The sequence below is a fragment of the Pseudomonas sp. CFBP 13711 genome (assembly GCF_014842265.1).
Taxonomy (GTDB): domain Bacteria; phylum Pseudomonadota; class Gammaproteobacteria; order Pseudomonadales; family Pseudomonadaceae; genus Aquipseudomonas.
The window spans coordinates 320,935-339,906 of record NZ_JACYVI010000002.1; the positions used below are offsets into that span (position 1 = coordinate 320,935).

An 18,972-nucleotide genomic window follows, 5' to 3' on the forward strand; every position below is an offset into this window, starting at 1 on the left:
GCGCCTGGATTCATAGCGACACCTGCTTGCCCGCGATGGGGTCAGTCAGCCAGATGTGATGGCTGGCCGATCCGGTCGCGGGCAAGCGCCGTTTCGGCACCACTCTTTCATGCCCCCGCCCGACGCCCGCACTGTTGCCCCCGGATTCATTGACTTTGTAGTCACGAATCGACCTCCATGTTCTGAAACTACAAAATATGTAGTGCACGAAAATAATCACTACAAAACCGTTGACGAGGCCTTTTGCCGACTGCATAGTGCAGGCGTCTCCCCGATCGGGAGAGCTGGCAAAAGTATTCCGGGCCCGTTCGACACAGCCGTCGAACAACCTCTGGATGTGTGCTGCCCACAAGGCAGATTGATGAAGCCGAACCGGCATGATCGACCCACCAGGCCGAGCGCTGGCGACACGTCCTCATGACACTTGTGGTCGACCACCCAGTCGCCCGTGTCTTCCAGGCGTCCGCCCTTCTCGCCCAGGTCCGATCTTCCCTCTCTGCCGTCATCAATACCCACATGTTTGCGGCCCGGCACCGGCTCTGTGTACCGACGGACCTTGTTTGTCAGCGACTGGAAGGACTGCGAATCGACGGACGATTCGCCATTGCGTTTGAACTCACTCGATAGATTAACCAGTGGTCAAAAAGGGGTAACAACCATGAACCTGAACAACCAACCTACCATTGATCAATTGGCTCGACTGTTCGCCGCACGCAAGGATTCCCTTGATAGCCACATCCTCTGGGTGTGCGAGGAAGGCAACGTGCACATGGACGGCCTGGGTGCCTGCACCGAGGAAGAACAATTCGAGAGTCAGCACCCGCACATGCGTGCCCGGCTGAAGATGTACCGCAAGGGCCACGGTTATGTCGGCAAGAAGGCCGCGGCGGACAAGCAGTTCCTCGGCCAGGTACTGGAAACCCTGAGCAGTGAATGGGGCGCCGTGCAGCAAGCGCCTGGCCTGCGCGTTATTGACAAGCTCTGCTGATTGAAACCCCGTTGCCTGCCTGTTTTCGATGGGCAGGCAACGGTGGTTTTTTTCGCGGCGCTGATCCCGTTGCAAGCCCCCGCCAACGCCCCCTCGTCCGCCTCCCCTGTTTACGTTGAACTTGGCACCGCCATCCTCTTCCAATGCAAGCGAGCCGCGTCGACGGTTCCGCATCAATCCATGGAACAGACAACGCCCGCGTGCGTAATTAAGGTGCCGTAATGGATCTGGACAAGCTCATCAAACACGTCAAGGCCGGGGAAGTCACCGAGGTCAATCTGGTGTCGATCGAAGGTGGCTCGTACGCCATACATGCGCTCATGGACGGCAAGTCCAATGCCATCGCCAGCCCGGACGGCAAGGTGCTGCACGTGGCATCGGTCGACGAAGCGCGCAAATGCCTGTCGTCCCTTCAGGACGTGAAGCTGTTCATCGTGCACCCGGTGGTCTACGACGAAATGGTCGGGCAGCCGCACACCACACCCGAAGCGCCCCGCCAGCCTATTCCGTTCCGCTCGGGGAACTGACCTGAATGCGTCGAGTGCGCGCCGGTTCTTGCTGAATGCATGCGGTGCAGTAGGACCGGCTTCAGCCGGGAAGAGGCCAGTGAGACCACCCTCAATTCTGCGGCGTGACGACTGATGCCTTCCCGGCTAAAGCCGGTCCTACTGGGTGCATGGGGCAGTTATCGTCAATCACCCGCGAAAATCGATGACAATCCTCGACTGCACTTCGCCGTCACCCAGCTCCCTGAACACCTGATTGATCTCGGCCAACGGCCGCAACTCGATATCGGCGTTCACCTTGCCTTCGGCGGCGAAGGCCAAGGCTTCAGCCATGTCCTGCCGAGTGCCGACGAACGAGCCGCGTACGGTAATGCAGTTGGCGACCACCTCGAACAGCGACAGCGGAAACTCGCCCGGTGGCAGCCCGACCAGCACGCACGTGCCACGTTTGCGCGTCATGCCCACCCCTTGTTTGAACGCCGCCAGCGAGGGCGCGGTGATCAGCACGCCGTGCGCCCCGCCATCGGTGACGTCCCTGACGGCCTGCACCGGGTCACCCGCTCGGGCGTTCACCACCGCGTCTGCACCCAGCCTGGTGGCATGGGCCAGTTTGCCGTCGTCGACGTCCACCGCGCACACGCGCAGGCCCATGGCTTTGGCGTACTGCACGGCCAAATGCCCTAAGCCGCCAATTCCCGAAATCACGATCCACTGACCCGGCCTGACATCGGCTTCCTTGATGCCTTTGTAGGTGGTGACCCCGGCGCAGATGATCGGCGCGGCTTCATGGGGCGCGAGCCCGGCCGGAATGTGCGCCACGTATTCAGGGTCGGCGAGAATGTATTCGGCGAACCCGCCATTGCGGGTATAGCCGCCGAACTCGGCGCTGGCGCACACGGTTTCCCACGCGCTCAGGCAGTGCTCGCAGTGACCGCACGCTGAATACAGCCACGGCACGCCCACGCGATCGCCTTCGCCCACACTGGTCACGCCAGCCCCCAGGGCCACCACGATGCCGATGCCTTCATGTCCCGGAATGAACGGCAGCGACGGCTTCACCGGCCAGTCTCCCCGTGCCGCGTGCAAGTCGGTATGGCACACGCCACAGGCTTCAGTTTTGATCAGGATCTGCCCGGGGCCCGGGGTAGGAATGTCCCACTCGCGAAGCACCAGCGGGCTGCCGAATGCTTCTACAACTGCGGCCTTCATTTTGCCTTTCATAGAGTCTGCCTTCGCCTGAGACGGGCTAAGTTCGAGTAACGGGCGCGAATGATCAGTCATGGAATTGCCTCATGAGCCTCCCATGGTCGCGATGGGCTTGGCGGTGGCTGACCTGAATCAACCGACGGCCAGTGTGCTCGCCTGAAGTGACCCGGTATTGATCTGGATCAACAAGTCCCGTTCATCGAGACGCAGCGCTATTGGGGGGAAGACAAGAAGTGAGCTCAGAGGTGCAGGCGCTGAATGTCCTGCAGCAAACACATCCCTTGTGGGAGTGAGCTTGCTCACGAAGACGGCATTTCGGCCGCTGGAGAGACAGCGGATGCCCCCCGGCAAACCAGCGCCCATGACCGCTACGTCAACAGGCGCATCCATGCAGGGTTAAAACACCAGCTTGTACCCGATCGCCAGCAGCATCAGCGCCAGACACGGGCGCAGGATGGCGTCGGGGATGCGGCCGGTCAGGTGGCTGCCGATGTAGATGCCGGGCAGCGAGCCCATCAGCAGGTAGCCCAGCATCGACCAGTTCATGTTGCCCATGCTCGCGTGGCCGATGCCGGCGATCAGGGTCAGGGGCACGGCGTGGGCGATTTCGGTGCCAACCAGGCGACGGGTTTCGAGGAAGGGATAAAGCAGGAACAACGCCACCGTGCCGAGGGCGCCGGCGCCGATGGACGTCAGCGCGACCATGGTGCCGAGGATGACGCCGGTCAGCACCGTCAGCCCGTTCAGCATTCTGCTGCTGAGGCGATAACGATCGCCGGCGTGGCGCTGAGCAAACGCCAGCAGGCACTTTTTGAAAAAGATCGCCAGCGCGGTCAGCAGCAGCACCACACCCAGCGCTTGTTTGATCACCTGATTCATCGCGTCCGGCGCGGTGTGCAGGCTGCTCAGAAACCACAGCGTCAGCCCGGCGGCCGGCACGCTGCCCAGAGTCAGCCAACCGGTGATGCCCCAATCGATGTTGTCGTTCTTTTTGTGAACCAGCACGCCGCCGCTTTTGGTGATGGCGGCGTACAGCAGATCAGTGCCCACTGCGGTGGCGGGATTGATGCCAAACCACAGCAGGATCGGGGTCATCAGCGATCCACCGCCCACCCCCGTCATGCCAACGATGAAACCGACCACCAGCCCTGCGACGACGAAACCTGCGTTGCCAAAATCCATTGCTCTGCCTGACTGCACATTCAAAAGCCGGCGGGCAGGATAGCGATTTTTGCTCTAAGGACTGCTGTTTTTCTTATATCGCGCCTAGATCGAGACGTTCTATGGTTATAACCAAATGGGTCATGGGCACATGGCTGCCGATTGAATCAAGGCTCGCCCTCCCAGTAATCCAGTGTCGCATCAGGACGCTGCACGGCCGCAAACGCACGTGCTCCGTTGATGGTGACCATCGCCTGATACTTGCCGGAGTCCGGGTATTCGCACACTTCCGGCGTCTCGCGGGTGCTGATGGATAAATACTTCAGCGGCGCGTCAGAGGTGTTGATGATCTGGTGGGGATACTCAGGCCCCGGCGGAATGAAGATCACATCGCCGCTGCGGATCGGGAGCATTTCACCCGCCACGCGCAAGGTGCCCTGCCCGTCCAGAATGACGAACATTTCTTCCTGAGCGTAATGAAAATGATAAGGGCACGAGCGCTTGCCGGGCGCGACGATGTCCATTGACGCGCCCAGTTTCTGCGCGGCGGTGCCGGTGCCCAGGCGGGCGGCATGGCTTTCGTACAGCGGGTCGCGGCGCTCGTGTTGCAGCGGCACTTCGTTGAAATTGCGAATCAGCCGTGCGGCCAGTTCGCCGGGGTCATTGCTCATGCTAGCTCCATCAGAAAACGGCGGTGTCGATCACGGCTCGCAACACAGCGGCTTAACGCAAGCCACAGGCTTCAACGTGTCGCAACGATGAACAAGCGCGGGAATGGCAGCAGCACCGTGCCGTCGTCCAGCGCGGGGTAGGCCTGGCTGATCGCCTGCAAATAGGTGTCGAGAAAATCCTGCTGCGCCACTTCGTCGAGCTGTTGCAGATAGGGCCGCAGCGCCGAGCCCTTGAACCACTCGACCACTGCCCCGTGCCCGCCGGCAAGCGGATGGTGATACGTGGTGCGCCAGACATCGACCTCGGCGCAATGCCCTTGCAGCAGTTCGAAGTAATAGGCGGCAGAGTGTCGGTCGGGGTGCCTGACGTCGCCAATCCTGCTCGCCCACTCCGCACTCGCGGCGATGTCCCGGGCCAGACGATGGGCAGGCTCCTCCAGGTTGTCCGGCGTCTGCACCGCCAGCACGCCACCCGGGTTGAGCAGGCTGACCAGCCGCGGGTACAGCGTCGCGTGGTCAGGCACCCATTGCAGCGACGCGTTGGCGAGAATCACGTCGTAAGTCTGTGCCGGGTTCCAACTGCCGATGTCGGCGAGTTCGAATGCAACATTCGGCAGCCGCTGACGGGCGTCGCGCAGCATGTCATCGGAGCTGTCCAGCCCCGTCACCGTGGCCTCCGGGAAACCTTCGGCCAGCACTTCGGTGGAATTGCCGGGACCGCAGCCGAGGTCGACGGCGGTGTGCACCGAGGCCAGAGGAATGGCGGCGACGAGGTCGCGGACCGGTCGGGTGCGTTGCTGCTCGAACATGGAGTACTGCCTGGCGGACCAGCTCATCGTGCCTTCCTTCTGGGTGGACAGAGTGGCGAGAGTAGAACGCGCGGGCCGCGAGTACAAATAGGGTGAGCGATGAGCTGCAAGCTGCACGTGGTCGGCAGCAACAGCGGGTGTTCAGATCATGACTCGGCGGGTGAGATGACCGCCTGAGACCGGGTAGGAGACGTACAGGCCTGAGTCCACTTGGGCTCTCGACCTTTGGGCGTGGGCGCGAACTGTGTGCGCGGCTGCAAGCAGGGTTTGCGCATCCAGTTCTCCATTGCTTACCGCATCGACGATGGCGTGGGAGATGCCGTCAAGCCCCGCCTCCGCCGACACCAGCAACAGGTGCGCACCGGCATTCAGGGCGGCGACGGCGGTGTCGGCGATGCTGTTGCCGCGCAGGATGGAAACGGCGTCGAGGTCGTCTGACACGATCAGCCCTTCAAAACCCAACGCATCCCTTAGCAGGCCGATGATCGCCGCCGAGGTGCTGGCCGACTGCTGCGGATCCAGCGCCGGGAACACCGCAGGCCCGGGCATGATTGCGCCAACGCCTGCGGCAATGACCTGCCTGAACACCTCCAGCCCGTCGCTGAGCGCGGCGGCGTTGTCGGGCACGGTAGCCCGCGCCACCGCCGGATCGTGCTCGACTTGGTAATGACCCGGAAAGTGTTTGGCAGTGGCAATCACGCCGGCACGCTGCACACCCCGAATGAAAGCACAGGCAATGCGCGCCACTTCGGCGGAATCGGGCCCGAGGTTGCGCTGGTGCAGCCAGGGGTTGACCCCGCTGACCACGTCCACAATCGGCGCCAGGAACAGATTGACGCCCATGACCCTGGCCGAGCTGGCCATTTCATAACAGCGCGACTCGATGTCAGCGGTGCTCGTGTGGGTCAGGTCGGTCGAGCTCGGCATACCGGGCACCAGACCGTGCAAGCGCTGGATGCCGCCGAGCTCCTGATCCACGGCGATCAGCACCGGCGCCGCCGCACACAGTGCCGCCTCCCTGGCGATCGCGGAAAACTGCGCATCGGTTTCTTCCCGGCGGCGCTCGAAACTCATGTTTCGGGCCAAGTACTCATCACGCGTCTCACCCAGCAGGACCGACACGCCGCCAGCGTGTAGATGGCGGCGCACGGGTTCGTCCAGCGCCAGGCCGGCAATCGCCGGCATCAGGACTGACCGCGCAGCCCGTTGCAGTTCGTCGTGTGACATGTGTTCTCCGTCATTCAGGCAGTAACGAACGGGCACATGCTTAAGTGAGCGCTCGTTTTAGCTCACTCTATTCATCAATCGAGCAATATGCAAACTAATCGAGCAATAAGCAGCGCTTGAATAAGCGACCCATTGATCAGGATGACCCGTCCAGAAGCTCGGTGACGGCAGCGCAAGCCAGGCTTTAACCCGCGGTGAAATATTTCAAAGCGTGCGCTTTTCATTTGCACGGTTGCTGGTCAACATAGGCGCCCATCGACCCGATCGAATTGTTTTCGTTTTCTAATTCAGGATGAATTGATGCGCCGTTTATCACCGTACTCGTTACTGGGCTGCGCCATCGCCGTAGTGCTGGCCGGTTGCAGCTCTACGCCGAACAACCCGTCGTTCAATTTCGATACCGCCAAGACGCCATCTGACTACGCCAAATGCATCTACCCCAAGTGGCAGCAGATCAAGCCGGGCACGACCATGACCGAGAGCAAGGGTCACTACAAACTGCTGATCTCCGGCAAGATCGCCTCCGATGAAATTCTCGAGGTCTACAAAGGCAACCCCAATACCCGGGTTTTCCTGTACCAGCGCGCCCCGCTGTCGTCGGCCTTTGGCCGCAATGCATTGGAAAAAGCGGTCCGCGAGTGCTTGTGACGACGGTGTCATTACGCTGCGCCGTTTCGTCGCACGGCGGTGATCCCGGCGCCCGAAATCCGGGTGCTTAGCCTGAGTCGTCGCCATCGACCTTCAGCCCGGCCACGCAATCAGGCTGAACTTTCGCTTTTCCGTTTCCCTCTGAAAGTGACACCGCCCGCTGATAGCGGGCGCAGTTCAGCACTTTTTATTTCAGAGGAAAGCGAAAACATGAGCAATCAACTGAACGGCAAGAAGGTTTTGATCATTACGTCCAACACCGGCATCGAGCGCGACGAACTGCTCAAGCCGCTGGAAGCGTTGAAGGGTCAGGGTGCTGCGGTGACCCACGCCTCCATCGAAGGCGGCACTGCGCAACTGTTCCTGAACGACACCGACAAAGACGCCGTCGTGACCTCCGACACCAAGCTGGCCGGCCTGTCTGCCAATGATTTCGATGCACTGGTCATCCCCGGCGGCACGGTCAACGCCGACACCCTGCGCCAGGACAGCGATGCCCAGAAGCTGGTCAAAGCATTCGCCGACGCCGGCAAGACCGTCGCGTCGATCTGCCACGGCCCATGGCTGCTGATCGATGCCGGCGTGATCAAAGGCAAAACCCTGACCTCTTACCCAAGTGTGCGCACTGACCTGGTCAATGCCGGCGCGGCCAATTGGGTTGATGCCGAGGTCAAGGAATGCCCGGCCAACGGCTGGACCCTGATCACCTCCCGCACGCCAGACGATCTGCCAGCGTTCAACGAGGCCATCGCCAAGGCGCTGCTGGCGGGCTGAAGCCTGATTCCCACTCCGTAGGGTCTCGCCATAACGCAAAGCCATCGACGCCGCTATTCAGCGGCGTCATTGCGTCTGGGATATACCTAAACGCTGCCAGGCGAGTTGGTGGTCTTCGCAAACGAAAATACTTGAAACCAAATTTCCCTCGCTTCGGTCGACATCGAAGGACGCCGCGATCAGCGCAGGTGCCGAGACGAGACACTTCAATGATTGGAATTATTGTCCCCGCGCACAACGAAGAAGATTTTCTGGACGACTGCATCAAGTCGCTGATCGCATCCTCCGTTCACGAAGACCTCCACGGCGAGCCCGTGGAAATCCTGATCATGCTCGATGACTGCTCCGATGCCTCGGCCGGGATTGCAGCCGCTCATGGCGTCAGGACCCACGCATGCGCCTACCGCAACGTCGGCATGACCCGGGCAGAAGGCGCGCGGCTGATGCTCGAGCGTGGCGCGCGCTGGCTGGCGTTCACCGACGCCGACAGCGTCGTGCCCTATGCCTGGCTGGCGCATCAAGTCAGCCTGAATGTGGATGCGGTGTGCGGCATCGTCGAGGTCGACGACTGGTCCGGCCATCCCGACCATGTGCGCCAACGCTATGACTCGCTGTACCGCCCGGTAGATGACCATCGGCACATTCATGGCGCGAACCTGGGCGTCAGCGCCGATGCCTATCAGCGGGCCGGCGGTTTCAAGGCGCTGGCGGCCCATGAAGACGTGCATCTGGTCGCCGATCTGCAACGCATCGGTGCGTCCATCGCGTGGATTTCCGCGAACAGCGTCACCACCAGCGCACGAAAGGACTACCGGTGCAAGGAAGGCTTTGGGGATTATCTAAACTCACTGGCAGCGGCGTCGCTGTCGAGCTGATGGTTGCCGGGCGCACTCGCCAAAACCGCACAGCAGACCCTGCCTGTCGCCACCTTTGATCACTCAGTGTCCAACGCCGGAATCCTTAATGCCGCCTATCGACCACCCTGCCCGCCCCGGCGACGACACACTCGGCGGGGGCATGCCCAGCGCCAGTGTCGCCATGCCCAAGAGCGGCAACTGGTTCAAGCGGCTGCTCGCGTTCACCGGCCCCGGCTATATGGTCGCCGTGGGCTACATGGATCCGGGCAATTGGGCGACTGACATCGCCGGCGGTTCGAAATTTGGTTACCTGCTGCTGTCGGTTATCTTGCTGTCGAATCTGATGGCCATCGTGTTGCAAGCGCTGTCCGCGCGTCTTGGGATCGTCACCGGTTGGGACCTGGCGCGAGCCTGCCGCGAGCGCTGCAGCCGGCCGGTGTGCATTGCCCTGTGGATTGCCTGCGAGATCGCGATCATCGCCTGCGACCTGGCCGAGGTGATCGGCACTGCCATTGCGCTGAACCTGTTGTTCGGCATTCCGCTGATCTGGGGCGCGGTGATTTCGGCGGTCGATGTGTTTCTTATTTTTCTGCTCATGGGCCGCGGGTTTCGGGCGCTCGAGGCGTTTGTCATCGCACTGCTGCTGGTCATCTTTGGCTGCTTCGCGATTCAGATGGTGCTGGCCCAGCCTGATCTGGCGGAGCTGTTCGCCGGTTTCATTCCCAAGGCCGAGGTGGTCACCAATCCCGAGGCGCTGTACCTGGCAATCGGCATCATTGGTGCGACGGTGATGCCGCACAACTTGTACCTGCACTCCTCCATCGTGCAGACCCGCGCCTATCCGCGCACGGATGAAGGCCGGCGCATCGGCCTGCGCTGGGCAGTGACCGACAGCACCATCGCGCTGACCCTGGCCCTGTTCGTCAACGCGGCGATTCTCATTACAGCAGCGACGGTGTTTCACAAGGCCGGCAAAACCGACGTAGTGGAAATCGAACAGGCCTACCACTTGCTCTCGCCGATGCTAGGCGTGGGCATGGCGTCGATGCTGTTCGGCGTGGCGTTGCTGGCGTCGGGGATCAACTCCACGGTCACGGCGACCCTGGCCGGGCAGATCGTCATGGAAGGCTTTCTGCGTATGCGCCTGCCGGGCTGGATCCGCCGCCTGCTGACCCGTGGGCTGGCGATCATTCCGGTGATTGTGGTGACCAGCATCTATGGGGCTCAGGGAACGGCTAAATTGCTGGTACTGAGTCAGGTCATCCTGTCGATGCAACTGCCCTTCGCCATCGTCCCGCTGGTGCGCTTCGTGTCGGACCGCAAGCTGATGGGTGATTTCGTGACCGGGCCCATTCTGACGACCCTGGCCTGGGGCATCGCGCTGTTGATCATCGTGCTGAACGTGGTGTTGCTGCTGGGGGCGTTTGGGGATTGAAGCGTGTCCCACAGGAGAACGCATTCTATTTGTGGGACCGGCTTTAGCCGGGAAGACGTCGGTTCGGACACCATCCATTCTGCGGCGTGGCGCCTGACGCTTTCCCGGCTGAAGCCAGTCATACTGAGGTACGCGGTGTCTTCGTGGGACTGGCTTTAGCCGGGAAGACGCTGGGTCGAGCACCCTCTTTTCTGCGGCGTGGCGCCTGACGCTTTCCCGGCTGAAGCCGGTCCTACCGGGCTGCGCGGTGCCTTTGTGGGACCGGCTTTAGCCGGGAAGACGCCGGTTCGAACACCATCAATTCTGCGGTGTGGCGCCTGACGCTTTCCCGGCTGAAGCCGGTCCCACGGTGGATACGCGGTGTTTTTGTGGGACCGGCTTTAGCCGGGAAGACGTCGGTTCGGACACCATCAACTCTGCGGCGCGGCACCTGAGGCCTTCCCGGCTGTAGCCAGTCCTACCGGGCTGCGCGGTGCCTTTGTGGGACCGGCTTTAACCGGGAAGACGTCGGCATGAGCACCCTCAGTTTTGCAGTGTGATATCTGACGCTTTCCCGGCTGAAGCCGGTCCTACGAGAGGTACGCAGATAAGCGCTCCTGCTTAATGCGTCATTCCGTGGTCATGGGCCATGTCCATCGGTGCTGTCGCGGCGCGGGCCGGGGCGGTGACGTTCACCACTTCGGTCTCGCCCTCGGCGTTCTTCACGGTCAGGGTCAGTGGTACCTGGTCGCCCTCTTTGATCTGACCATTCAGGCCCATGAGCATGACGTGGTAGCCATCGGGGTCCAGCGCCACGGTCTCGCCCGCAGGCAGCGGCACGGCGTCGACCGGGCCCATGCGCATGACGTCGTTGGTCATGCTCATCTCGTGGATCTGCACATCTTTGGCCACCGGCGAGCTGACGCTGAGCAGCGTGCTGTCGGTGTCGGCGGTGATGCGCATGAAGGCACCGGAGGAAGGCTGCCCGGCCACCGTCGCACGCACCCACGGATCCTCGACCCGCGTCTGCGCAACCGCACTCAGGCTGACGCCGGCCAACAGAGAGACAAGCAACGTGCGCGATACAGCATTCAACAAAGCATTCATCAGCAGACTTCCATGACAGTGAGCAAATCTTCCGCGCATTGCTTGGCGGAAAGCGAAGGCGACAGCCCCAGGCGCAGGTTGCCCCGGGAGTCGAAAACGAAGCTGGTGGCGGTGTGGGACATGGTGTAGGTGTTCCCCGCCGGGACCTTTTCGTAGAACACGCCGAATTCTTTGGCGACGTGGGCGGTCTCTTCCAGCGTGCCGCGCAGGGCAACGAACGTCGGATCGAACTGTTTGACGTAGGCGTCGAGAATCTGCGGTGTGTCGCGCTCGGGGTCGACGGTGATGAAGATCACCTGCAGCGTCTTGCCGTCCTCGCCCATCATCTTTTTGATCTGCGCAGCGCGGGCCAGCGCCGTGGGGCACACCGCCGGGCACTGGGTGAAGCCGAAAAACACCATCGGCATCAACCCGCGATAACTCGACAGGGTTTTGACCTCACCGTCGGTGTCGGTCAACTTGAAGGTCCGGCCCATGATCTTGTTGCTCAGATCTTTACCGTACTTGAAATCCAGCGCAGTGGTCGAACCGTCACATCCGGCCAGCAGGCCCAGCCCCAACAGGCCCATGCCGGTGACCACCTGACGGCGGGTCAGAAACTCATTCATCTGGCGAACTCTCGAAAGCAGCGGCTGGCGCCAACGCCAACCCTTTTTTCGTCCACCTCGCCGGGCGCAGGCGTTGATTGGCAGTCGCACTGCAGCAGCGAGGGACGAAGCGAAAAAAACAGGTGCCCGACAGTGTCGCGCAAAACCGGCTTGAATAGGTTACCAGCGGATTTTACGCAGGCCATCCGACGACGCTGCACGCCTTGACGCCCATGGGTCGGGAAACGCCCACTGCGACAAAACCGCGCACCTGACTGCAAGGCGCCGATCACCGCCCTCTTGAGTGCTCCCTGCCAGAGGCAACCGAACCGGCTGGCAGAAGAAATGTTTGAACCCCGCCCCGCTGGCGCTGCCGAATTCCATCAGCAGGCCGCGCAAGCGGGCCAGGCAGAAAGCCCGCGCACCTCGCGTCGGCGTCAACGGGTCGGAGACAGCCAGCCATGCGGGACGATGCACAAGGACTTGAATCACTGCTGGCGGATTTCGCCCACCGTGACAATCCCCACGTGCCGGACGCGCCCCTGCGGCACGCCATGCAGCGCTGCCTCGACAGCGGACTCGATCAACTGCCGTTGCCCGGCAGCGGTCGCACCCTCGAACGCTGGCGCCAATTGGCAACGGTGGCGGGCCTCGATCTGGCGCTGCTCAAACTCTACGAAGGCCATACCGACGCCCTCGCCATTCTGAAAGAACTTGGCGCCGCACCTTTCGATGCACCCGGCATCTGGGGCGTATGGGCCGCCGAACCGCCCGACGCCAAGGTCGGCGTCAGCCAGCGCCACGGCGACAAGGTCCGCCTCAACGGCCGCAAGGCCTGGTGCTCCGGCGCCCAACAGCTGGATTACGCCCTGCTCACCGCCTGGGCCAGCGACGAGGCGCCGCAATTGGTGGCCGTCGATTTGAAGCAGCCGGGCGTCCGCTTCAGCAGCGAGACCTGGCAGGCCGTGGGCATGGCCGGTACCGCCAGCGGCGACGTGCACTTCGACGGCGCGGTCGGCATATGCGTGGGCAATAGCGGCGACTATCTGACCCGGCCAGGGTTCTGGCAAGGCGGCGCCGGGATCGCTGCCGCCTGGTACGGCGCGGCAGTGGCGCTGGCGAAAAGCTTGCGCACGCACCGACACCACGGACGGCCAGAACCCCATGCCGACGCCCATCTGGGCAGCGTGGATGCAGCGCTGTGTGGCGCGGCGGCGGCCTTGCGCGAATGCGCGTCATGGATCGACGCCCATCCGCAAGACGACGCGAGCCTGAAGGTGCAGCGCCTGCGGGCGCAGGTCGAGATGGCGGTTGAACAGGTGTGCCGACATGTCGGCCGGGCGCTGGGCGCAACACCGTTCTGCCGCGATCCGCACTTTGCGCGGCTGGCCGCCGACCTGCAGGTGTTTATCCGACAAAGCCACGCCGAGCGTGACCTGGCGCACCTGGGCCAGCGAGTCGCCACGGTCGAACCCGAGGATTGGTCACTATGAACGAAGCACAGCCATTCGGCGTCAGCGGGACACCGTTGAGCGCCTGGGAGAACAGCGTGGCGTTGCGCGGCGTGCGCCCGATCACCCTGGAAGAACTGGTTCCACCCGGTTCACGCCTGATCGTGCTCGCGCCGCATCCCGACGACGAAGTCCTGACCTGTGGCGGACTGCTCGCAGCGATGGCCCAGCGGCAGAACGATGTGCACCTGGTTGCCGTCACCGACGGCGAAGGCAGCCATCCGCAATCGCCGCTGTGGCCCATGCAACGCCTGCGCACCGAGCGTCGGCGGGAAAGCCAGCAAGCTGTCGCGCACCTGGGCCTGGACGTGTCGAGGTTGTCCTGGCAACGGCTCGGCATGGGCGATGGTCAGGTGGCCGAGCATGCCGAGTCATTGATTGCGCTGCTCAGCGAAGACCTGCGTCCCTCGGATGTGTTGCTGACCACCTGGCGCCACGACGGCCACTGCGACCACGAAGCCGTCGGCCATTGCGCGGCTCAGGCGGTGGCCAACACTGGCGCGACGCTGGTGGAGATTCCGGTGTGGGCCTGGCATTGGGCGGAACCGAATGACCCGCGCATCCCTTGGGAACAGGCCCGCAAATTCTGGCTCAGCGATGAGCAACTGCGGCGCAAGCGCGACGCCATCGGTGCTCACTTGAGCCAGCTGGAAAACGACCCGAGCACCGGCGCGCCCGCGGTGCTGAACCCGCAAACGCTGGAGCGTCTGCTGCAACCCTTCGAACTGGTGTTTCTGTGAGCATTACAGGTGAGTATTTCGACGAACTGTTCGCCAGCAGTGACGACCCTTGGGCCTTTCGCACGCGTTGGTACGAGCATCGCAAACGCGATCTGACCCTTGCTGCCCTGCCGCGTCAGCGCTACGCGCGCATCTTCGAGCCGGGCTGCGCCAATGGCGAATTGAGCCTGCGCCTGGCCGAACGGTGCGACGCGTTGTTGTGCATGGACCTCAGCCCCCGGGCCGTCACCCTGGCCCGCGATCGCCTGAGTGCGCACGCCCATGTGCAAGTGCTGGAAGGTTGTCTGCCCCAGGACTGGCCTGCCGGGCAATTCGATCTGGTGGTGATCAGCGAATGGGCCTATTACCTGACGCCGGATGCCTTTGGCGAGATCATTGAGCGCATTCGTGAAAGCCTGACGCCCGATGGCGCGGTGCTGGCGTGCCACTGGCTGCACCCCATCGAAGGCTGCCCCATGGAAGGCCGCGAAGTGCATCAGGTCCTCGCGCGGCACTTGGCGATGGAACGCACGCTGCATCACGCCGAGCGGGATTTCCTGCTGGAAATGTGGAGCAAGGACTCACGAGGAATCGACCTCAACGAGGCCGTTCGCTGATTCGGGCGTCAAACAAGCTTCGGGCCGATGAAGGCCTGCGCGCCTGACTCGCCCAGCAGTCCGTTGACGAAGAGGCGCGCCTGCCGGGTCAGTTGGTCAATGTGCCGATCGCGCTGTTTTTCCGCATCGGTCATCGCACGCTTGCCGTGCTGCTTCAACAGATAGCTGTGGATCTGCCGCACTTCCAGCGAGTTGTAGATCGGCGCGATGTCCAGCACGGCCAACAAGCCGTCGGTTTGCTGATCGCGGGTGTTCATCAACACCTGCGGCCCGCGTGCTCCCAGCACCCGAAAGCCCAGCGCCTCGAACACCGGCACTTTCGCAACGAAGCACGCCAGCTCGGCGTGGGGATAGCGTTCGGTCATTTTCTCCAGCATGGCCCGCGCCACGCCCTGACGACGGCGCGCCGTCTGCACTGCCATGTACGCCACGGCGCACGCCTGCGGGTCCTGTTGAACCGGCAGATAGAGCAAGAAGCCGATGACGACCGAAGGGTCCTCGGCATCCAGCGCCACGATCAATTCCACCGCAATCCCCCGCGATCCGTCCATCGCCTGCACGTACTGATGCACCTCATGGCCGACGCCGTATTGATACAGCGGGTACAACGGATTGCTCGGGGCGATGGCGACCATGCTGAGCTCGCTAACGTAGTCGATCACCATCTGCATGATCTGGCTCTTGATCGATTCCGGCGGCGTGGCGTCGAGGCGCATGACGGTAAACGTGGGGCTGGGCATTGTGATCCTGAATCCGGGGTCGGGCGGTGGGTTCGAGCCGTGCATGATACCCGCGCACTGCCTCAATTATCGAACCCTGCCGCTAATGCGAAGCCCAGTGGGACAGTTTGCGCTGGACGTCAGCGGCACCTGCCAGACACTGGCTGGCGGAGTGACCCGGTGCGCTGCGTTCCAGCGTGGTGACCGGCCTGCCGGGAGGGGAATAAATGGTGATCTGCCGTGCCCCCACCGGCTGAAATTCGATGCGGGTGCCGTCTTCCAGATACAGCGCCTCATCGGCGTATTTTCCGTCCATCGCGTGGTAATAAGGCGGAGCGCTCAAGCAGGTGCGCAGGTCGCCGTCGTCGAAGATTTCCACGTAAAACGTGCCGCCGGCATGGGGGCCGGCCCAGAGTCCGGTAAGGTGCTCGGGTGGGGAAGACGCGCTCACGGAGGTGTAATCCACTAACGACAGTCCGGTTGTTTTGGTATTACTGGCGGTGCCAGTGCAGCCAGACGCGCACAACACAAACGCCGCACATAATAGCGTTAGTGTGGTTCGCGCTCTGCTAAAACGTTTATGCATAGCGAACTTACTTCCAGCTTGTTATTGACTCGCAGGCTTGATGGAAGTGCAAAGACTTCACTCGTTCATGCGCCTGCGGTAACAAAGTTAGGTGGGGCTGTTTCCGACTCTAGTCTGCCCCCACAACCCCCGCAACTTTGAGCGATGGGATGCACCGGCGCGTGCATGACCTGGCCCCTCTCCAACGCACTCTGTGGCCGCCTTTCCGCCCTCGTCATCGTGAGCCGATCTCGCCCAACGCCGCGCCGTTCGCCATCTGAATGCTTTTCCCCCGTGATCAGATTGCAAACACGGCCTATGCTTCGAAAGAGTGGATGGTCAGTGGCGCTGAAAATTTTATCCAGACTCCAGGTTCCGGAGTTGAACCCCCTATACGGCGCACAGTCCATGCACTACATCCCAAGGGGGAACATCGATGAATGACTTATCAAAAGCTTCAGGGCTGAGGCGTTTTACTTCCATCATTGCAGGCATCTTTGCTCTGTTTCTGGTGGTTGGCGGTATCTGGCTGCTCTCATTGGGCGGCTCTTTTTATTATCTGTTCCTGGGCGTCGCGCTGCTGGTGTTCGCCGTCCTGTTGTGGCGACGTTCCGCTGCATCGCTCTGGCTCTACGGCGCGCTGATGCTCATCACCGTGGTCTGGGGCCTGTGGGAAGCCGGCACGGATTTCTGGGCGCTGGTGCCGCGTTTCGACATCCTCGGGGTGTTGGGTCTGTGGCTGCTGATCCCGGGGGTCACCCGTGACATTCCGGAGCGTCTGAAGCCGGGCAAAACCTTTTTATCCGCGACATTGGCCCTGGCAATCGTGGTGATGGTGTATTCCATCTTCAACGACCCGCAGGAAATCAACGGCAGCATGGCGACGGCGCAACCCGCGCAGCATCAGCCTGTCGAAGGCATCGCCAACGGCGACTGGCCTGCTTACGGCCGCACGCAGTCGGGCACGCGTTATTCCCCGCTGACTCAGATCAACGAAGGCAACGTTAAAGACCTTCAGGTGGCCTGGACCTTCAACAGCGGCGAATCGAAAACCGCCAATGACTCCGGCGAGACCACCAACGAGCTGACGCCGATCAAGGTTGGCGACAACATGTACATCTGCACCACTCACCAGATTCTGGTGGCTCTGGACCCGGCCACCGGTAAAGAGAAGTGGAGATTCGATCCCAAGCTCAAATCCGATCCGTCCTTCCAGCACCTGACCTGCCGTGGCGTCGCGTACTTCGATCAGGCCGACACCACTCAGTTTGCGAAAAGCCTGGAAGGCACCCAACCGGTCGCCACCAGTTGCCCGCGCAAGGTGTTCCTGCCGGTCAACGACGGTCGCCTGTTCGCCATCAACGCCGACACAGGTGCACCATGTGCCGACTTCGCCAAAAACGGCGAGCTGGACCTGCTGCACTTGCAGCCCTACCCGTATCCGGGCGGCCTCGAACCCACCTCCCCGCCTGTCGTGACCGGCACCACTGTGATTATCGGCGGTTCGGTGACCGATAACCTGTCGGTGCACGAGCCATCCGGCGCGATCCGTGGCTACGACGTCAACACCGGCGCGTTGAAGTGGATCTTCGACACCGGTGCCGAAGACCCGAACGCAATCCCGGGCGACGGTAAAACCCTGGTCAACAACTCGCCGAACGCCTGGGCTCCGCTGGCCTATGACGCGAAAACCGACGTGGTCTACGTGCCAACCGGCAACCCGACGCCCGACATCTGGGGCGGCAACCGCACGCCGGTGATGGAGCGTTACGCCAGCTCGATCGTCGCGATGAATGGCTCCACCGGCAAATTGGTGTGGAGCTTCCAGACCACTCACCACGACTTGTGGGACATGGACGTTCCGGCCCAGCCTACCCTGGCTGACGTCAAAACCGGCAGCGGCGAAGCCGTCCCTGCGGTGTACGTGCCGACCAAGGCCGGCAACCTGTTCGTGCTGGACCGTCGCGACGGCAAGCCGATCGTGCCTGTTCATGAAATGCAGGTGCCTGCTGGTGAAGCGGCGCCAGGGGATCGGGTGAGCCCGACCCAGCCGCGCTCGGACCTCAATCTAACGTCCGTTCAAACCCTTTCCGACAAGGAGATGTGGGGCGCGACGATGTTTGACCAACTGGTCTGCCGCGTGATCTTCAAGCAGCTGTCCTACAACGGCCAGTACACGCCGCCATCCGAGCAAGGGACGCTGGTGTTCCCGGGTAACCTGGGTGTCTTCGAATGGGGCGGTATCTCGGTGAACGCTGACCGTCAAGTCGCGCTGATGAACCCGATGGCCCTGCCGTTCGTGTCCAAGCTGATTCCCCGTGGCCCGAACAACCCGCTGTGGCCTAAAGAAGGTGCCACCGGCAGCGGTACCGAAATGGGCATTCAGCCTCAGTACGGCGTGCCTTACGGCGTCGAAATCAACGCCTTCCTGTCGCCACTCGGCCTGCCGTGCAAAGAGCCGGCGTGGGGCTATGTAGCCGGCGTCGACATGAAGACCCACGACGTGGTCTGGCGCAAACGCATCGGCACCATCCGCGACAGCCTGAAGGGCATCCAGCTGCCGCCGCTGAAAATCGGTGTGCCAATGCTGGGTGGTCCGATTTCCACGGCCGGCAACCTGATGTTCATCGCCGGTACGCAGGACAACTACCTGCGCGCCTTCAACGTCACCAACGGTGACCTGCTCTGGGAGGCGCGCTTGCCAGCGGGCGGTCAAGCCACCCCGATGACCTATGAGAGCAATGGCAAGCAGTACATTGTGATCATGGCCGGCGGGCATGGCTCGTTTGGTACGAAGATGGGCGACTCGCTGATCGCCTACGCCCTGCCGTCGAAATAATCAGCGGCTGAGCGGCAACAAAAAGCCCGAGTGATCGGGCTTTTTGT

At 62.2% G+C, this 18,972-nt stretch carries 20 protein-coding genes; 10 read left to right on the plus strand and 10 right to left on the minus strand.

Going from position 1 to position 18,972, the window contains the following annotated elements; translation table 11 throughout:
- Positions 1-10 precede the first annotated feature (10 nt).
- Positions 11-256: a hypothetical protein gene (locus IFT47_RS06380; protein ID WP_192172130.1), complete on the minus strand. Its 246-nt coding sequence runs from the start codon at positions 254-256 to the stop codon at positions 11-13.
- 402 nt (positions 257-658) lie between these two features.
- Between IFT47_RS06380 and IFT47_RS06385 the strand changes: the two genes are divergently transcribed.
- A complete protein-coding gene (locus IFT47_RS06385; RefSeq protein ID WP_074885710.1) occupies positions 659-988 on the plus strand; it encodes a hypothetical protein in 330 nt (109 codons plus the stop codon).
- Positions 989-1,209: 221 nt separating this feature from the next.
- A complete protein-coding gene (locus IFT47_RS06390; protein WP_192172131.1) occupies positions 1,210-1,515 on the plus strand; it encodes a DUF6482 family protein in 306 nt (101 codons plus the stop codon).
- A 168-nt stretch (positions 1,516-1,683) separates the two neighbouring features.
- Here the strand turns inward: IFT47_RS06390 and adhP are convergent, their stop codons facing one another.
- The 5 genes from adhP to IFT47_RS06415 form a co-directional block, all read right to left on the minus strand.
- Entirely contained in the window at positions 1,684-2,715 is a 1,032-nt protein-coding gene (gene adhP, locus IFT47_RS06395; RefSeq protein WP_192172132.1) for an alcohol dehydrogenase AdhP, read from the minus strand.
- Positions 2,716-3,096: 381 nt separating this feature from the next.
- Positions 3,097-3,882 (minus strand): sulfite exporter TauE/SafE family protein, encoded by a 786-nt coding sequence (locus tag IFT47_RS06400; protein WP_192172133.1) that lies wholly within the window; start codon positions 3,880-3,882, stop codon positions 3,097-3,099.
- Positions 3,883-4,028: 146 nt separating this feature from the next.
- On the minus strand, positions 4,029-4,532 hold the full coding sequence (locus IFT47_RS06405; RefSeq protein ID WP_192172134.1) for a cupin domain-containing protein: 504 nt from the start codon (positions 4,530-4,532) through the stop codon (positions 4,029-4,031).
- Positions 4,533-4,603: 71 nt separating this feature from the next.
- Positions 4,604-5,368 (minus strand): trans-aconitate 2-methyltransferase, encoded by a 765-nt coding sequence (tam, locus tag IFT47_RS06410; RefSeq protein ID WP_192172135.1) that lies wholly within the window; start codon positions 5,366-5,368, stop codon positions 4,604-4,606.
- Between the two features lie 114 nt (positions 5,369-5,482).
- Entirely contained in the window at positions 5,483-6,568 is a 1,086-nt protein-coding gene (locus IFT47_RS06415; protein ID WP_192172136.1) for a glycoside hydrolase family 3 N-terminal domain-containing protein, read from the minus strand.
- A 300-nt stretch (positions 6,569-6,868) separates the two neighbouring features.
- Between IFT47_RS06415 and IFT47_RS06420 the strand changes: the two genes are divergently transcribed.
- The 4 genes from IFT47_RS06420 (at position 6,869) to IFT47_RS06435 (ending at position 10,282) form a co-directional block, all read left to right on the plus strand.
- Complete coding sequence (locus tag IFT47_RS06420) at positions 6,869-7,216, plus strand: hypothetical protein (RefSeq protein WP_192172137.1); 348 nt, start codon at positions 6,869-6,871, stop codon at positions 7,214-7,216.
- A 210-nt stretch (positions 7,217-7,426) separates the two neighbouring features.
- Positions 7,427-7,990, plus strand: a complete 564-nt coding sequence (locus IFT47_RS06425; RefSeq protein ID WP_192172138.1) for a type 1 glutamine amidotransferase domain-containing protein — start codon at positions 7,427-7,429, stop codon at positions 7,988-7,990.
- Between the two features lie 209 nt (positions 7,991-8,199).
- Entirely contained in the window at positions 8,200-8,865 is a 666-nt protein-coding gene (locus tag IFT47_RS06430; protein ID WP_192172139.1) for a glycosyltransferase, read from the plus strand.
- Positions 8,866-9,007: 142 nt separating this feature from the next.
- On the plus strand, positions 9,008-10,282 hold the full coding sequence (locus IFT47_RS06435; RefSeq protein WP_197983773.1) for an Nramp family divalent metal transporter: 1,275 nt from the start codon (positions 9,008-9,010) through the stop codon (positions 10,280-10,282).
- Positions 10,283-10,882: 600 nt separating this feature from the next.
- Here IFT47_RS06435 and IFT47_RS06440 read toward each other — a convergent pair.
- Together IFT47_RS06440 and IFT47_RS06445 are read right to left on the minus strand one after the other, a co-directional pair.
- A complete protein-coding gene (locus IFT47_RS06440) occupies positions 10,883-11,368 on the minus strand; it encodes a copper chaperone PCu(A)C (protein ID WP_192172141.1) in 486 nt (161 codons plus the stop codon).
- Positions 11,368-11,976, minus strand: coding sequence for an SCO family protein (locus IFT47_RS06445; protein ID WP_192172142.1), 609 nt, complete (start codon positions 11,974-11,976; stop codon positions 11,368-11,370). Before IFT47_RS06445 ends, IFT47_RS06440 begins: the two co-directional genes overlap by 1 nt.
- Positions 11,977-12,416: 440 nt before the next feature.
- On the opposite strand from IFT47_RS06445, the gene IFT47_RS06450 reads away from it, so the two are divergent.
- From IFT47_RS06450 to IFT47_RS06460, 3 genes are read left to right on the plus strand one after another with little or no spacing between them, the layout of a single operon-like run.
- Complete coding sequence (locus IFT47_RS06450; protein WP_192172143.1) at positions 12,417-13,448, plus strand: acyl-CoA dehydrogenase family protein; 1,032 nt, start codon at positions 12,417-12,419, stop codon at positions 13,446-13,448.
- Positions 13,445-14,206: a PIG-L deacetylase family protein gene (locus IFT47_RS06455; RefSeq protein WP_192172144.1), complete on the plus strand. Its 762-nt coding sequence runs from the start codon at positions 13,445-13,447 to the stop codon at positions 14,204-14,206. Before IFT47_RS06450 ends, IFT47_RS06455 begins: the two co-directional genes overlap by 4 nt.
- Positions 14,203-14,802, plus strand: a complete 600-nt coding sequence (locus tag IFT47_RS06460) for an SAM-dependent methyltransferase (RefSeq protein ID WP_192172145.1) — start codon at positions 14,203-14,205, stop codon at positions 14,800-14,802. The genes IFT47_RS06455 and IFT47_RS06460 overlap by 4 nt, the downstream gene beginning before the upstream one ends.
- A gap of 8 nt (positions 14,803-14,810) precedes the next feature.
- On the opposite strand, the gene IFT47_RS06465 is transcribed toward IFT47_RS06460, so the two are convergent.
- Positions 14,811-15,542 carry a GNAT family N-acetyltransferase gene (locus IFT47_RS06465; protein WP_192172146.1) on the minus strand — a complete coding sequence of 244 codons (732 nt, stop codon included), beginning with the start codon at positions 15,540-15,542 and terminating at the stop codon, positions 14,811-14,813.
- A gap of 82 nt (positions 15,543-15,624) precedes the next feature.
- Complete coding sequence (locus IFT47_RS06470) at positions 15,625-15,972, minus strand: hypothetical protein (RefSeq protein ID WP_192172147.1); 348 nt, start codon at positions 15,970-15,972, stop codon at positions 15,625-15,627.
- Between the two features lie 550 nt (positions 15,973-16,522).
- Between IFT47_RS06470 and IFT47_RS06475 the strand changes: the two genes are divergently transcribed.
- The gene (locus IFT47_RS06475) at positions 16,523-18,925 is read left to right on the plus strand and encodes a glucose/quinate/shikimate family membrane-bound PQQ-dependent dehydrogenase (RefSeq protein ID WP_192172148.1); all 2,403 of its coding nucleotides are present in this window, start codon (positions 16,523-16,525) and stop codon (positions 18,923-18,925) included.
- Positions 18,926-18,972 lie beyond the last annotated feature (47 nt).

Bases quoted from the DNA above. Each gene is read 5' to 3' on its own strand.
- IFT47_RS06405 (WP_192172134.1), bottom strand. From the start codon at position 4,532: ATGAGCAATGACCCCGGCGAACTGGCCGCACGGCTGATTCGCAATTTC.
- IFT47_RS06450 (WP_192172143.1), top strand. From the start codon at position 12,417: ATGCGGGACGATGCACAAGGACTTGAATCACTGCTGGCGGATTTCGCC.
- IFT47_RS06475 (WP_192172148.1), top strand. From the start codon at position 16,523: ATGAATGACTTATCAAAAGCTTCAGGGCTGAGGCGTTTTACTTCCATC.
- IFT47_RS06435 (WP_197983773.1), top strand. From the start codon at position 9,008: ATGCCCAGCGCCAGTGTCGCCATGCCCAAGAGCGGCAACTGGTTCAAG.
- IFT47_RS06455 (WP_192172144.1), top strand. From the start codon at position 13,445: ATGAACGAAGCACAGCCATTCGGCGTCAGCGGGACACCGTTGAGCGCC.
- IFT47_RS06390 (WP_192172131.1), top strand. From the start codon at position 1,210: ATGGATCTGGACAAGCTCATCAAACACGTCAAGGCCGGGGAAGTCACC.
- IFT47_RS06440 (WP_192172141.1), bottom strand. From the start codon at position 11,368: ATGAATGCTTTGTTGAATGCTGTATCGCGCACGTTGCTTGTCTCTCTG.
- IFT47_RS06465 (WP_192172146.1), bottom strand. From the start codon at position 15,542: ATGCCCAGCCCCACGTTTACCGTCATGCGCCTCGACGCCACGCCGCCG.
- adhP (WP_192172132.1), bottom strand. From the start codon at position 2,715: ATGAAAGGCAAAATGAAGGCCGCAGTTGTAGAAGCATTCGGCAGCCCG.
- IFT47_RS06385 (WP_074885710.1), top strand. From the start codon at position 659: ATGAACCTGAACAACCAACCTACCATTGATCAATTGGCTCGACTGTTC.
- IFT47_RS06415 (WP_192172136.1), bottom strand. From the start codon at position 6,568: ATGTCACACGACGAACTGCAACGGGCTGCGCGGTCAGTCCTGATGCCG.
- IFT47_RS06380 (WP_192172130.1), bottom strand. From the start codon at position 256: ATGCAGTCGGCAAAAGGCCTCGTCAACGGTTTTGTAGTGATTATTTTC.
- tam (WP_192172135.1), bottom strand. From the start codon at position 5,368: ATGAGCTGGTCCGCCAGGCAGTACTCCATGTTCGAGCAGCAACGCACC.
- IFT47_RS06445 (WP_192172142.1), bottom strand. From the start codon at position 11,976: ATGAATGAGTTTCTGACCCGCCGTCAGGTGGTCACCGGCATGGGCCTG.
- IFT47_RS06425 (WP_192172138.1), top strand. From the start codon at position 7,427: ATGAGCAATCAACTGAACGGCAAGAAGGTTTTGATCATTACGTCCAAC.
- IFT47_RS06400 (WP_192172133.1), bottom strand. From the start codon at position 3,882: ATGGATTTTGGCAACGCAGGTTTCGTCGTCGCAGGGCTGGTGGTCGGT.
- IFT47_RS06420 (WP_192172137.1), top strand. From the start codon at position 6,869: ATGCGCCGTTTATCACCGTACTCGTTACTGGGCTGCGCCATCGCCGTA.
- IFT47_RS06430 (WP_192172139.1), top strand. From the start codon at position 8,200: ATGATTGGAATTATTGTCCCCGCGCACAACGAAGAAGATTTTCTGGAC.